Annotated in this window: 12 protein-coding genes and 1 riboswitch; of the genes, 7 read left to right on the top strand and 5 right to left on the bottom strand. The window is 39.8% G+C overall.

Annotated elements, in window-relative coordinates:
• The first annotated feature begins 57 nt into the window (after positions 1-57).
• From GXK58_RS01660 to GXK58_RS01640, 5 genes are all read left to right on the top strand, one after another.
• On the top strand, positions 58-936 hold the full coding sequence (locus GXK58_RS01660; protein WP_160719247.1) for a carbon-nitrogen hydrolase family protein: 879 nt from the start codon (positions 58-60) through the stop codon (positions 934-936).
• 15 nt (positions 937-951) lie between these two features.
• Positions 952-1,617, top strand: coding sequence for a GNAT family N-acetyltransferase (locus tag GXK58_RS01655; RefSeq protein ID WP_160719245.1), 666 nt, complete (start codon positions 952-954; stop codon positions 1,615-1,617).
• Between the two features lie 19 nt (positions 1,618-1,636).
• The gene (locus GXK58_RS01650; protein ID WP_160719244.1) at positions 1,637-2,308 is read left to right on the top strand and encodes a GNAT family N-acetyltransferase; all 672 of its coding nucleotides are present in this window, start codon (positions 1,637-1,639) and stop codon (positions 2,306-2,308) included.
• Positions 2,309-2,481: 173 nt separating this feature from the next.
• Complete coding sequence (locus tag GXK58_RS01645; RefSeq protein WP_160719242.1) at positions 2,482-2,772, top strand: hypothetical protein; 291 nt, start codon at positions 2,482-2,484, stop codon at positions 2,770-2,772.
• A 248-nt stretch (positions 2,773-3,020) separates the two neighbouring features.
• A complete protein-coding gene (locus GXK58_RS01640; protein ID WP_160719241.1) occupies positions 3,021-4,721 on the top strand; it encodes an AAA family ATPase in 1,701 nt (566 codons plus the stop codon).
• 69 nt (positions 4,722-4,790) lie between these two features.
• On the opposite strand, the gene GXK58_RS01635 is transcribed toward GXK58_RS01640, so the two are convergent.
• On the bottom strand, positions 4,791-6,152 hold the full coding sequence (locus tag GXK58_RS01635; RefSeq protein WP_160719239.1) for a metallophosphoesterase: 1,362 nt from the start codon (positions 6,150-6,152) through the stop codon (positions 4,791-4,793).
• 312 nt (positions 6,153-6,464) lie between these two features.
• A riboswitch (glycine riboswitch) is annotated at positions 6,465-6,544 on the top strand.
• Positions 6,545-6,708: 164 nt separating this feature from the next.
• Between GXK58_RS01635 and GXK58_RS01630 the strand changes: the two genes are divergently transcribed.
• On the top strand, positions 6,709-8,073 hold the full coding sequence (locus GXK58_RS01630; protein WP_160719238.1) for an amino acid permease: 1,365 nt from the start codon (positions 6,709-6,711) through the stop codon (positions 8,071-8,073).
• Positions 8,074-8,126: 53 nt separating this feature from the next.
• Here GXK58_RS01630 and GXK58_RS01625 read toward each other — a convergent pair whose 3' ends face one another.
• Complete coding sequence (locus tag GXK58_RS01625) at positions 8,127-8,423, bottom strand: DUF3243 domain-containing protein (protein ID WP_160719236.1); 297 nt, start codon at positions 8,421-8,423, stop codon at positions 8,127-8,129.
• Positions 8,424-8,729: 306 nt separating this feature from the next.
• Between GXK58_RS01625 and GXK58_RS27460 the strand changes: the two genes are divergently transcribed.
• Positions 8,730-9,491 carry a L,D-transpeptidase family protein gene (locus tag GXK58_RS27460; RefSeq protein ID WP_202171262.1) on the top strand — a complete coding sequence of 254 codons (762 nt, stop codon included), beginning with the start codon at positions 8,730-8,732 and terminating at the stop codon, positions 9,489-9,491.
• A gap of 98 nt (positions 9,492-9,589) precedes the next feature.
• On the opposite strand, the gene GXK58_RS01615 is transcribed toward GXK58_RS27460, so the two are convergent.
• From GXK58_RS01615 to GXK58_RS01605, 3 genes are all read right to left on the bottom strand, one after another.
• A complete protein-coding gene (locus GXK58_RS01615; RefSeq protein ID WP_442862449.1) occupies positions 9,590-11,071 on the bottom strand; it encodes a DHA2 family efflux MFS transporter permease subunit in 1,482 nt (493 codons plus the stop codon).
• A gap of 344 nt (positions 11,072-11,415) precedes the next feature.
• A complete protein-coding gene (locus GXK58_RS01610) occupies positions 11,416-12,069 on the bottom strand; it encodes an HlyD family secretion protein (protein ID WP_160719233.1) in 654 nt (217 codons plus the stop codon).
• 13 nt (positions 12,070-12,082) lie between these two features.
• Positions 12,083-12,520 carry a MarR family winged helix-turn-helix transcriptional regulator gene (locus tag GXK58_RS01605; RefSeq protein WP_160719232.1) on the bottom strand — a complete coding sequence of 146 codons (438 nt, stop codon included), beginning with the start codon at positions 12,518-12,520 and terminating at the stop codon, positions 12,083-12,085.
• Positions 12,521-12,528 lie beyond the last annotated feature (8 nt).

The raw sequence follows: 12,528 nt of genomic DNA, 5'->3' as shown, positions 1-12,528 counted from the left end.
GCTATATATTTTTTGATAATAATAGGATTAAAGACTTAATTAGGAAGAGGGAATTTTATGCAATTTAGAGTTTCAGCGGTTCAATATCATCTTCATACGATTCGTTCTTTTCAAGAATTCGCAGATCAAGTGGAGCATTATATTAAAACAGCAGAGGAATTTGGATCAGACTTTATTTTATTTCCTGAATTTTTCACTACTCAGCTCATGTCAATTGGTGATGCAAATGGGGATGCGTTGACCATTCAAGATTTACCGGACTTTACTGAACAATATCATTTTTTATTTACTAATCTAGCTCAACATTACGGAATGCATATAATTGGCGGGACCCATGTGATCCGTAAAGGAGATCGCCTCTATAATGTGGCGCATTTGTTCTATCCAGATGGAAGGGTAGCTGAACAGGCGAAACTTCATATTACTCCTACAGAGGTAAATGAATGGAATATGAGCGCTGGAGACAGCCTAGAAGTGTTTGAGACAGAAAAAGGAAAAATCGCCATGCTAACTTGTTATGACATTGAGTTTCCAGAAATAGTTCGAATGGCTAAGGCGAAGGGGGCAGACGTTATTTTCTGTCCATCATGCACAGACGATCGTCACGGCTTCCATCGGGTCCGCTATACAAGCCATGCGAGAGCGATTGAAAATCAAGTATATGTCGTAACGACTGGCACCGTTGGTTCGCTGCCAACCGTTGATTTTATGCGGGCAAATTTCGGGCAGGCAGCAGTAATCACACCGAATGACATACCTTTTCCTCCTCAAGGTATCATGGTTGAAGGGGAAATGAATCAGGATATGATTGTTACAGCAGATCTTAATTTAGAGCTGCTTTACAAGGTGCGTGAAAAAGGATCTGTCACGACCTGGCGTGACCGCCGGACCGATCTTTACCCGGATTGGGAAACAGATAAACTTGTCCGCAGTTAAATTGGAGGTTCATTCATGTATCGAAAAGAATTTTTTGTTTTCGACGGAGAAAAACCTGTTCCAGTGGTTATTAGAAATTATCAAGAGAAGGACTTTCAAGATTTGATCCGTATCCAACAGGAAAGCTTTCCTCCCCCTTTTCCAGCCGAATTATGGTGGAATGAAGATCAGCTAAAAAACCATGTGACACTGTTTCCAGAAGGGGCATTGTGTATTGAAGTAAATGGTGATATTGCAGGTTCTATGACTGGATTACTGGTTGACTATGATCCTGATCACCCAGAACACACTTGGGAGGAGATAACCGATAATGGTTATATCCGAAATCACGAAGCCAATGGAGACACCCTATACGTTGTCGACATTGGTGTCCGGCCATCCTACCGGAAATTAGGCTTAGGGAAATGGCTGATGTTCTCTATGTATGATGTGGTTGTAAATCTGCGCTTGAAAAGATTGCTTGGTGGAGGAAGGATGCCGGGGTATCATAGACACGCGGATAGTATGTCTCCAGAACAGTACATCGATACGGTTATCAAAGGAGAGCTAAGGGATCCTGTCATCACTTTTCTTCTCCATTGCGGCCGAACACCAGTAAGAGTAGTGGCTGATTATTTAGAGGATGAAGAATCGTGTAATTATGGGACTCTGATGGAGTGGAAGAATCCATTTTCAAATTGAGATATAAGGAGAACAAAAAATGGAATATAGTAGAATTACTAATATCAATGACCCGTTATTTAAGCAAATGCACCAATTAATGCAAGATGTATTCCCTCCTGAAGAAGTATTAGAATTTGATCTTTGGAAAGAGCCATTGGAAGATCCGGGTATACGTGTGTTTGTTGCTGTTAATGAAGGGAAGGTAGCAGGCGCAACCGAATACCGCTATTATGATGATTTTAATGTTGCTATGACTGACTTTACCATTATTGGCCAAGCCGGCTTAGGAATCGGTCCATATTTAGCAGAAAGAAGGTTAGCGGATTTACAGGCATTAGCAGCATCTAATGGAAAAAAATTAGCGGGGATGTTTGCTGAAATCTATGATCCCTATCGTGTAGAGCATTATGAATTTGGTGGAGTCAAACCAATGGATCCATATGTTCGCCGAGAGGTGCTGGCTCACCTTGGTTACAAACGTTTGGATTTTCCGTATGTACATCCGTCCTGGAACAATGACGGGGAAGCTGTAACCGGTCTAGACCTTTGTTTTCTTCCAATGAACGGGGAAAAACATGAGCTGGAAACAGACTTGATAGTAAAATTTCTGAAACGTTATTATACTGTTTTACCGAATAAACCAGAGTCTTGGTATAGCATGATTGAAAATCTAGAAGCAAATGATACAGTAGGATTATTATATTTTTAAAACAAATTATCGACGAGGATACCTGCATTAAGGGTATTCTTTTTTTTACATGCACCTAAATAAGAGGTGCATTTTTTTACTTGAAATATGATGAATATACTGCCAACAAAACTTTTCAATCCTTCTCACCACCCATTATTCCAAGCATATCATGTATCAAGGTGGTGATAAAAATGATGTTTTCTCTTTCGGAGTGGATGCTTTATACAATGTGGGCCGTTTTTGGACTAATGATTCTTGATCTATTATTAGGATTTTTAAAGTCATTCTGGAAAGGCACTCTTACTTCTGATTTAATATTAGGATATTTGAAGGACGTCCTCTATTACGTTGTCCCATTAAACTTTATCATTTCCATGTTTCCAATCGACCCTACTGGATGGATATTGATAGTATTCTTTTTCGTAGGCGGACTTGGTGTGATTATTAAGTACGTATTAGAGATCATTAAGAAATTCAAATAAATACTGTCATGAATCCTCCTATTCTTAGTGGAGGGTTTTTTTATCCAATCCTAGATTTGTACCCATTTCTAATAGACATACTTCCGAATTCCTTTATTAAATTTAACTCCCAGAGATGGTATGACTAGCAAGAAATAAGAATAAATATCAGTAATCTTTATTAAAAGGGAGCCTAAACAATATTTTAGGTATCATTAGTAAAAGTTTTATAATAAATATTCTAAATATTCAGAAAGGAAAGTGGAGCCATGAGGAAATATCGATGGGTAAAATGGCGTAAAACCATCCTCTGGGCGGCTGTTTTGGTCATTTTAGGTATATATTTGCTTAATAGCGGGCCAACAGTTTGGGGAGTTGTTATAAGCATTGTCAGTTTGTTGCTGCAACTGCTTTTTGCCATGCTGTTTATGATTATCCAGTTTGTTGCACTCTTCTGGTTCCTTGCTCGAGGCCGGACCTATTGGATCCTGCCGGGGGAAACCGGCTCCACCTGGGCGGATTACCGTGGAAACCCTGAAATTGTCGAAAACGCAAAGCGGATTGTTACCCTTTTAAAAGGGGTAAAAGAATTTAAGGAAATGGGCGGTGAAGCCATTAGAGGGCTGCTGCTGTGCGGACCGCCTGGCACAGGGAAATCATATCTTGCACAGGTCATTGCAAATGAGGCACAGGTGCCGTTTGCTTACGCTTCTGCACCAAGTTTTCAAAATATGTTCTTTGGTGTTGGAAACCTGAAGGTAATGGGAATTTATAAGAAGGCCCGTAAGCTCGCGAAAGTATATGGGGCTTGTATCATATTTATAGATGAAATTGATGCCATTGGGATGAGCCGGCAAGCTGGCGGTGGAGCAGGAGGCATGATGGGCGGAATGATGGGGATGGGTGGATCGGGTCTCTTGAATGAACTGCTTTTACAAATGGACCCTCCAAACATTGACAATGGCTGGTTCGCCAAGTTACTCCGGTCGCTTGGGCTCCGTCGTAAAAAGGCAGAGCGCCCAGCTGTTCTTACAGTTGCTGCCACAAACCTTCCTGATGTTCTAGATCAAGCATTGCTGCGTCCAGGGCGTTTCGACCGTAAGCTCTGGGTTGATTCTCCAGACTACGACGGACGGATTGATGTTTTCCAATACTACCTCGAAAAGGTAAAAAAGGATTCTACGATCACACCTGAACGGGCTGCATTAGATACCATCGGTTATTCTCCGGCACAGATCAAACACATTGTAAATGAAGCGGTCGTTATTGCCCATCAACGGGGAGCTCAGGTAGCTAGTTATGAGGATTTCCGTGCAGCGATGGAGACATACGAGTGGGGACTAAAACAGCCGCTAAGGTCAATGAGTGACGATGAAAAAAGAAATGTTGCCTATCATGAGGCAGGTCATGCGGTCGCGCAATTTCTCTTAAAACCGCATGAACGTGTATGGAAAGTTACGATTATCCGCAGGGGTGGAGCGCTCGGGCTCGCTGCTACTAAACCAACGCATGAACGTTATAACCGTACTGACAAAGAAATATTGGCAGAGATACAAGTTTGTTTGGCCGCTCGGGCAGTCGAGGAAGAGTTTCTCAAAAAGAAGTTAAATGGTGTTACGTCAGATCTGAGACAGGCAACAGAGCTTGCGGGTGCTTATCTGGGGATAGTCGGTATGGGAGAAGAATTATTCAGCTGGCTTGCCGTCGGTTCTCGTTCAGACGGACTTAGAGCTCTCCGATCTAAAATTAATGAATTGTTACAGTCTGAGATGACAAAGGTAAAGAAACTTGTTAATGATCATGCTGAATTTGTTCACAAAATTGCTGAGGAACTTTTAAAGCGCGGGGATCTAACAGGTGAGGAGATTGAACAAATACATCTCCAGCTTTATGGGCAGAGTCGTGCTGAAGTTCTAGAATCAAAGAGTTTAGAAATGCTGGATGCTCCTATTGATGATGAGCAAAGCTAGGTCTAGTTTCAGTAGGTAAGGAAAAAAGAATGGTGCCAGTCACCATTCTTTTTTTTGCTTAGAGTCACCTTATATTTTTTTTATATAACCTGTCCATGTATTAAACGCGGGCGTGTTACATACTTGTCCATCCATGATTTCGCCAGGCTTATAAATGGTCGTGTAGGTAAGGTGGTTCCAGGTCGAAAAGCCTGTTCCTGATAAGGATTGAATATTCCTAGGGCGCCATGTACCAGTATTCAAATAAACTTGTTCTGTCGATTTTGCACTTGCCTTATCCATCACTACATTAATAGGGTATTGCACCGGGGTATGGGTATGCCCGTAAAGAACATAAGAATAGTGACTTGGTAGTTTTTCAAAGTCTTTTTTTGCACCTAATAGATATTCATCTAGAGACCATAGTTCTTTAACTTGGTTGAATTTTTCAAATATCTTAAGCTTCCATTCCGAATTACTAACATCGAAACTTCTCAAAACCGTTCCTAATAACTGAATTACATCCCCATGATCAAGCGGGTTCCAGATCTTATCATTTCTTTTAATCCAGTCCTTAACAAATTCAATCTCCATAAATTCCTCTCCGACCTTGCGGAATGCTGAATTAAGTTCCTGTTGGATCTTTTCCCCGTACTTCTCGTACCGCTGGACCTGAAAAGATAGCCAAGGAATGATCGCTGATAACGGCCTAACATCGAAAAGGTTTCGGAAATTATTACAGATTTGAATGATATCCTTTTCTGGTAAATGGGTATCCCTTAGTCGCTTGCCAACTTCAATGGGAAGCTTGGAGGCAATCTCTGAGGCTATAACATCCCCAATAGGTGTCTGATAGTAATTATTAAGAGTCTGATAGTCACCTTCAAAATTATACGGGTCCCATTCGTGGCCATGTCTTGCAAAGACACTATATTCTTCTGCTTTAAAGCAGGTTGGGAACGGTTCGATTGGCATTTGCTGCTTAAGGTCTAATACATCAATCACTTGTTTTCTTAAAGAAGGATAAACATTACACAAACGATCGTGATTTCCTTGAATGTAAATGATTTCTGGTTTCTTAGGAAATCCTAGCGATTCCCACTCATTACCTGATAGGATAGAAAAGATTTCTTCATTCTCTTTGATGATATTGTTTAATATATCGGCGGCAATTTCCTCCGTTTTCTTTGATGGGTTTCCCCAAGGGCGATTCTTTAGATCGATCTCTTCTCCCGTATTCTTGTTGATAAACCAGGATTCAGTTCGGATAAGATCAAAGATATCTCCTAATAAAATGATTTTAATCTCTTGATTTTGAGGGGGAAATGGACTGACAGCTTCCTGTGCTTGTCTGGCAAGTTCTCTAAAAATATCTCTAAATGTGGACGTTTCCAACTGGTGCCTGCCTGCTGTGTGGTCCATAAGGTGTAGATCACTTATGAAAATTAGCAATATACTAATCTCCTTTCATTACATTTTAATGAGAGAACATTGTTGAAAGGTTCAAAATGTGTCTTATTATTTTATTTATGTATATACCATCCATCCGGTTTGGACAAGCGTATTGTCCTGTGAAATTTATTTTTAAAAGGGAACTAAGGGGAAGATAGAATAGGATAAATATTTTTGTTGACAAAACCGAATAATACTACTAAAATTAAAAATTATTCAAGGATAGTTTGTATCCTGGAGTTGAATGCTTCATTTCAACTAAAATAACTGAATATGTAGCAAGCTATGATTGCTATGGGTCACACTATAGCAGGAGCAGCTTCTGGAGAGACCGCAGTTACATGCGGCGCCGAAGGGTTCACAATCTCAGGCAAAAGGACAGAAGAGTACGAAGACTATTTATTATTCTTTCACGAATAGAGTAATAGATATTATTTGTTATTCTTACGCCCTTAAGAGATTGGAGATGCCTCCAATCTTTTTTTATTGGTTTACTTCATGTTCAATATTTCACATGGATATGAAGGAATATTACTACCATTAGGGGGAATTAAAAGTGGCACAACATGAATTGAAAAGGGATTTAAAAAATCGCCATGTACAGCTGATTGCGATAGGCGGAACAATTGGAACTGGATTATTTTTAGGGTCTGGTAAAGCGATCCAGCTCGCAGGACCATCGATTATGTTTGCATATGTCATTGTTGGAATCGCCTGTTTTTTTGTGATGAGAGCGTTAGGGGAACTTTTATTATCGAAATCAGGCTATAAGTCTTTTACAGACATTGCCGAGGATTATATCGGCCCTTGGGCTGGATATGTTACAGGCTGGACCTATTGGTTTTGTTGGATCATGACAGCTATGGCTGACATTATTGCTGTTGGTGTGTATGTTCAATATTGGTTTGATATTCCGCAATGGGTTCCGGCGATTGTCTGCTTAGTGATCTTATTGGGTCTCAATTTACTTACTGTAAAATTATTTGGGGAGTTAGAGTTTTGGTTTGCTTTAATTAAAGTCATCACTATTCTTGCACTCATTGGAATTGGCATTATTCTGCTAATAATTGGTTTCAATACGGATGCAGGTACAGTTTCAGTAACAAATATCTGGGAACATGGCGGTCTTTTCCCGCATGGTGTATCAGGCTTTTTACTTTCTTTCCAGATGGTCGTATTTGCCTATGTCGGTGTTGAATTGGTGGGAGTATCAGCTGCAGAAACATCTGATCCACGAAAGAATATCCCATCAGCAATTAATAAAATTCCGGTTAGGATTCTCTTCTTCTATGTAGGGGCCTTATTCATTCTATTATGTATCAATCCGTGGACACAGTTAAATGCTGAAAATAGTCCTTTTGTAAAAACATTTAGTTTAGTAGGAATTCCGATTGCAGCAGGAATTATTAATTTTGTCGTGCTGACATCTGCTGCTTCAGCCTGCAACAGTGGTTTGTTTTCAACAAGCCGAATTCTTTTTAATTTAAGCAGTAATCAGCAAGGACCATCATTTTTTGCGAAGTTAAATAAGAACTATGTACCAAGCAGTGCGTTATTGGTCTCAAGCTTTGTGTTATCAGTTGGAGCGCTGTTAAGCAAATTGATTCCAGAACAAGCTTTTGGAATCGTAACTACAATTAGTGCGATTTGTTTTATCTGGGTTTGGGGGATTATTTTAGTTTGTCATTTGCGTTATCGGAAACTTCGTCCTGACCTTAGAAAAAAATCAACTTTTAAAGCGCCATTTACACCATTTATCAACTATGCGGTATTAGCCTTATTTGCTTTTATTCTAGTTGTAATGCTGTTCGCAGAAGCTACACGTACTGCTTTATTAATGACGCCGATTTGGTTTATTCTTTTAATTATTTTGTATTCTATAAGAAGGAAAAAGGACAAGAATATAAGGATTTCAGCCTAATGGCAAAAAAAGAACTAACCCTTAAAAGGCAGGGTTAGTTCTTTTAATGTTTTCTATTCCTGTACTAGCCTTACCAGCATATGGGCCAGTTTGTGCTGTTCTTCCTCTGTACCAACGTTCCAAAGCTCCTGCAATAAACGTTCCTCAGAATTTTTTGGAGGCTGCTTTTCGGCTAGGTAATTAGCTACTTTTTGAGCAGAATTGGCTAATTGCTCTTCATCCAGACCCAATTTTTCTCCTAATCTGACTTTTCCACTCAGGAATTCCCTAAAATCATCAAAACTTGATAGGGCGTCTCCATTTTTACTAATCTGATTTTCAATATTCTCTTCATTCAAATATTTATCCATCACTTTTCACTCCTTCATTAAGATATACAGCTGTACATTCCCTCAAACCAGTTAAATCAAACAACTTACTTTATGAAACGGGGATGAGCCTGCCGGTTTAGTCTTTAGATGCAGATTATTCTGAATAATTTTTCCCGCTGAAAAGGAAATAGGAAGAATATGTAGAAATAGTTATATAGTGGCAGGGCGGGTGTCCCACAGACTAAATAAACATGAAATAGGACTCATTAAAATAGTAATGTGGATTTGCCCGCCTACATACAATACACGGATTGAATATTTAAATGGGGTGTTGGGGGGATCAATTTGCAGAGAAAATGGTTGGTTTTTATTAGTACAGCTTTTCTATTGTTGTTTAGTTTATGTTTTTGGGTGCCCTCGAGTTCGGCGGCGACTGTCAACAAGTTTATTATCATTAACAAAGCAAACAATCGTCTCGCCTATTTTGAAAACGGCAGCTTGAAAAGAGAATTTAAAGTAGGAACGGGACGGAGTCAATCTTTAACACCAGAGGGCAAGTTTAAAATTGTCACTAAGATTGTTAACCGTCCATACTACAAGGGGGGAATTCCAGGAGGAGATCCACGCAATCCATTAGGCAATCGCTGGCTTGGGTTAAATGCCCGCGGAACATGGGGGACTACCTATGCGATTCATGGTAACAACAACCCAAGCTCGATTGGCAAATATGTGAGCAGCGGCTGTATCCGCATGTATGATAATGAGGTCGAGTGGCTGTTTAACCAGGTGCCTATTAATACCCCTGTGGTTATTACGACTTCGAAAAGTTCCTTTGATGCAATCGCAGTGGCAAACGGCTTAAAAGGCGGCAAAGGTTCACCTTCTGTCCCTGTTACTCCAATTACGGAAATCTTGAAAAAGGGCAGCAGAGGGCCAGCTGTAGTGACCCTTCAGAAAAAACTAACATCACTTGGATACAGCACCAAAGGAACTGATGGTATCTTTGGAGCAAATACCGATAGTGCAGTCCGTAAATTCCAAAAAGCTAAACATTTACAAGTAGATGGCATTGTGGGGCCAGCAACGAGAAAAGCGCTGGGACTATAGTAGACATTCATTTTGAAGCTGCTAAAAGCTTTTCCGAGCGAATTTTGTGATAAAATAAAAATAGAGGTCTTCCCATTATTGGGAAGGCCTCTATCCTTTTATTGTTCTTTTATTTGTGCCCGTTTTACAAAGAAGACTAAAACCAGCGCGATAAAAGCAATAATGGTCGAAACAATAAATGCATCATTGATTCCATCTATTGTTGTTTGCTTCATGACCTGCCCATAAAGGACATAGGTAGTCAGTTGTTTTCCAGCCGCAGCCGGCACATGGGCTAAAGCGGATAAACCTTGAGTGAGTTGCGAAAATTGACCAGCGATGAAAGGGTTCGCACTAGTCATTGTGCTTAAATATTGTCCATAATGGAGATCTGATCTTGAACTCATCACCGTCACAAGGAATGCTGTTCCAATACTTCCGGCTACTTGCCTTGCCGTATTGGATGCAGCCGTACCGTGTGCCCCTAAGTGTCGAGGCAATTGGTTCAGACCTTCTGTCATGATTGTCATCATAATGAAAGACATTCCGAACATCCTAAGCACATAAAGCACCATGAGATGGGTATAGCTTGTTGACATACTTAATTTAGTAAATTGCCATGTGGTAATAACGGTTATCGTTAAACCAATTACTCCAAGCCATCTCGCCCCAATTTTATCAAAAAGTGCACCTGAGATCGGTGACATAATTCCCATAACAATGGCACCAGGGAGCATTAATAAACCTGATTCTAATGCGGTAAAACCACGGATATTCTGCAAATAAATAGGGAGTAAGATCATCGCACCAAACATGGCCATATTGACGATCATACTAATAATCGTGGTTAATGCAAAGATATCATATTTAAACACCCTTAAATCCAACATAGGTTTATCGGTTGTTAACTCACGCCAGATAAAGGCTAAAATAAATAAAACTCCGATAGTTAATGAAACTACAACAGTACCGCTGCTCCAGCCATCATTTCCGGCTTCACTAAACCCATATAACAAAAATCCAAAACCTAAGGTTGAAAATAATAACCCTGGGAAATCGAATTTTGGATTTGTTGTTTTAGTAACGTCTTTCATCCATAGGAAACTAAGGATTAAGTCAATCACACCGATTGGAATAACAATGTCAAACAATAATCTCCATGAATAATGACCAATGAGCCATCCAGATAGTGTCGGACCAATTGCAGGAGCGAAGATCATAACCACTCCCATGAGGCCCATCGCTTTCCCACGTTTTTCAGGAGGGAATAGGGCAAAAAAGACGGTCATTAACAATGGCATAATAATTCCAGCACCACTAGCTTGGATGACCCGTCCGACCATCAGCATGGTAAAATTAAATGATAGGGAACAAACTAACGAACCTATGGTAAATAGGGAAATCGCGGAAATAAAAAGTTTCCTTGTTCCGAATTTCTCAATTAAATAAGCTGTAACTGGAATCAGAATTCCATTTACGAGCATATAACCCGTTGAGAGCCATTGTACAGTATTGGCTGAAACACCTAAATCATTCATGATATGTGGAATCGCTACATTGAGTAACGTTTGGTTAAGAATAGCAACAAATGCACCAAGCATTAATGCCGAAAGGATTTTTCCGGTTCCTGAAGATTTTTCGGTTTCCTTTTCAGTCTGTCGGGACTGTCTGGATATTTCTTCTTTCGGCTGTACCTCGGCTTGAACATACTCCAAAGCTGGCTCAGCAATTGCGTTAGCTTCAAGCATTTCTTCCACTTCATTGGATAAATCTTGTTGATTCATATTTTTATTTATCCGTGATGGAGGACTTTTAACCTCTTGATTTTCTGCTTCAGTTTGATTCAACTTCGGTTTTTTTTGTTTGAAAAAACCAAAATTGATTAATAGCAGCACCAGAATACACAAAATGGCATAAACCGTGATATATATTGACATTTTATCACCTACTTATGAATTCGCACGGTCACGTTCATACCAGGAACAATTCCTACACCTTTATTGTCATCAATAGAAACTTTTACAGGAACAACTTGTGTAACTTTTGTATAGTTAGCCGTGTTATTTGAGCTAGGCAACAAAGAAAAGGTTCCTGCAGTCGCTAAACCAATTTGCTGTACTTTACCTTTTAAGGTTGAATTAGGGTAAGCATCCACATAAATATCAACATCTTGCCCAACAGCAATTTCGTCAATTTTTGTTTCATCAATATTGGCAGTTACCCATAATTTGGTTAAATCATACACTTGTGCAAGCGGCGTTCCCGCAGCTACGAATGAATTTTGAACCGCACTACTTTGGACGACAGTCCCGTTCGTGGGAACAGTTACTTTCATTTCAGTTGGCTGACCGTCTGTTCCGGTCGTTAAGATGGTTCCAATTGTTTGGTCTTTTGTGAAGCTATCCCCAACTTGGCCTTCCCATCCAGTTAATTTCCCGCTAGCAGGGGCAGCAACGGTAACTTGTTGTCCAGCGATTTGGGCATTATCCGTTGATAAATAATTAACGGCTTTATTGTAGTAGGCATAACCGGCAAAGCCTCCACCTACCAAGATAATTAAAATAATAATGTTGACTAACAGCAAACGTTTTGTACTCATTCAATTATTCCTCCTAAATTGTTAGCTTATCTAAAACCAGTTGATGAAGACGCAGCAAGTGCGAGATTTCCTCTTCTGGTAAATCAAGTACTTCTTTGATCTTCTTCATTAATATCGAATCAGAAGAATTAAACTGATCTAATCTTTTTCTGCCTTCCTCAGTTAACCGAATGGAAACGCTCCTTCTATCCCCTGGAGCTGCCACTCTTTCGACTAAACCACTATGAACAAGGCGGTCAATAACTCCACTAACGGTGCTGTTGGTCAGTTTTAATTTTTCAGCCAGTTCTCCTAAACTGATATTCGGGTTAAAGTTAATTCTGTATAGTGCCTTTAATTGGACAGGAGTAATTCCTAATCTTTCTGCATCAGATTTAACAAGCCTATTGTAGGCTTTGTTAATTTGGAAAAAGCTCATTAAAATCTCATTATTAAGCAGGTCTATTGTCAAGCCCTCCT

This window comes from Bacillus sp. USDA818B3_A (assembly GCF_009928415.1).
Lineage (GTDB): Bacteria > Bacillota > Bacilli > Bacillales > Cytobacillaceae > Neobacillus.
This window is presented reverse-complemented; position numbering and strand designations above follow the sequence as displayed.

Bases quoted from the DNA above. Each gene is read 5' to 3' on its own strand.
- GXK58_RS01625 (WP_160719236.1), bottom strand. From the start codon at position 8,423: ATGGATAAATATTTGAATGAAGAGAATATTGAAAATCAGATTAGTAAA.
- GXK58_RS01650 (WP_160719244.1), top strand. From the start codon at position 1,637: ATGGAATATAGTAGAATTACTAATATCAATGACCCGTTATTTAAGCAA.
- GXK58_RS01645 (WP_160719242.1), top strand. From the start codon at position 2,482: ATGATGTTTTCTCTTTCGGAGTGGATGCTTTATACAATGTGGGCCGTT.
- GXK58_RS01660 (WP_160719247.1), top strand. From the start codon at position 58: ATGCAATTTAGAGTTTCAGCGGTTCAATATCATCTTCATACGATTCGT.
- GXK58_RS01610 (WP_160719233.1), bottom strand. From the start codon at position 12,069: ATGAGTACAAAACGTTTGCTGTTAGTCAACATTATTATTTTAATTATC.
- GXK58_RS01655 (WP_160719245.1), top strand. From the start codon at position 952: ATGTATCGAAAAGAATTTTTTGTTTTCGACGGAGAAAAACCTGTTCCA.
- GXK58_RS01640 (WP_160719241.1), top strand. From the start codon at position 3,021: ATGAGGAAATATCGATGGGTAAAATGGCGTAAAACCATCCTCTGGGCG.
- GXK58_RS01615 (WP_442862449.1), bottom strand. From the start codon at position 11,071: ATGCTTGGTGCATTTGTTGCTATTCTTAACCAAACGTTACTCAATGTA.